Source organism: Streptomyces siamensis (assembly GCF_039543605.1).
In the GTDB taxonomy this organism is placed as follows: Bacteria; Actinomycetota; Actinomycetes; order Streptomycetales; family Streptomycetaceae; genus Streptomyces; species Streptomyces siamensis.
Map to the genome: position 1 here is coordinate 1 of NZ_BAABKB010000061.1, position 1,041 is coordinate 1,041.

1 protein-coding gene is annotated in these 1,041 nt (G+C 65.7%); it reads left to right on the forward strand.

The window, feature by feature from the left end:
- On the forward strand, positions 1-1,041 hold a 1,041-nt coding region (gene rpsA, locus ABEB03_RS43695), incomplete at both ends, for a 30S ribosomal protein S1 (RefSeq protein WP_345658673.1).

Below are 1,041 nucleotides of genomic sequence, written 5' to 3' on the forward strand. Positions count from 1 at the left end.
CAGTACGAGCGTGCCTGGGGCACCATCGAGAAGATCAAGGAAGAGGACGGCATCGTCACCGGTACCGTCATCGAGGTCGTCAAGGGTGGTCTCATCCTCGACATCGGCCTCCGTGGCTTCCTGCCGGCTTCTCTCGTCGAGATGCGTCGTGTCCGCGACCTCCAGCCCTACGTGGGCAAGGAGCTCGAGGCGAAGATCATCGAGCTGGACAAGAACCGCAACAACGTGGTCCTGTCCCGCCGTGCCTGGCTGGAGCAGACCCAGTCCGAGGTCCGCCAGACGTTCCTCACGACCCTGCAGAAGGGTCAGGTCCGTTCCGGTGTCGTCTCCTCGATCGTCAACTTCGGTGCCTTCGTGGACCTGGGTGGCGTCGACGGCCTGGTCCACGTCTCCGAGCTGTCCTGGAAGCACATCGACCACCCGTCCGAGGTTGTCGAGGTCGGCCAGGAAGTCACCGTCGAGGTCCTCGACGTCGACATGGACCGCGAGCGTGTCTCCCTGTCGCTGAAGGCGACGCAGGAAGACCCGTGGCAGCAGTTCGCCCGCACCCACCAGATCGGCCAGGTCGTGCCCGGCAAGGTCACGAAGCTGGTTCCGTTCGGTGCGTTCGTCCGCGTGGACGAGGGCATCGAGGGTCTGGTGCACATCTCCGAGCTGGCCGAGCGCCACGTGGAGATCCCGGAGCAGGTCGTCCAGGTCAACGACGAGATCTTCGTCAAGGTCATCGACATCGACCTCGAGCGTCGTCGCATCAGCCTCTCGCTGAAGCAGGCCAACGAGTCCTTCGGTGCCGACCCGGCCTCGGTCGAGTTCGACCCGACCCTGTACGGCATGGCCGCGTCCTACGACGACCAGGGCAACTACATCTACCCCGAGGGCTTCGACCCCGAGACCAACGACTGGCTCGAGGGCTACGAGAAGCAGCGCGAGGAGTGGGAGCGCCAGTACGCCGAGGCGCAGCAGCGCTTCGAGCAGCACCAGGCGCAGGTCATCAAGTCCCGCGAGGCCGACGCCCAGGCGGCGGCCGAAGGCGGCGACGCG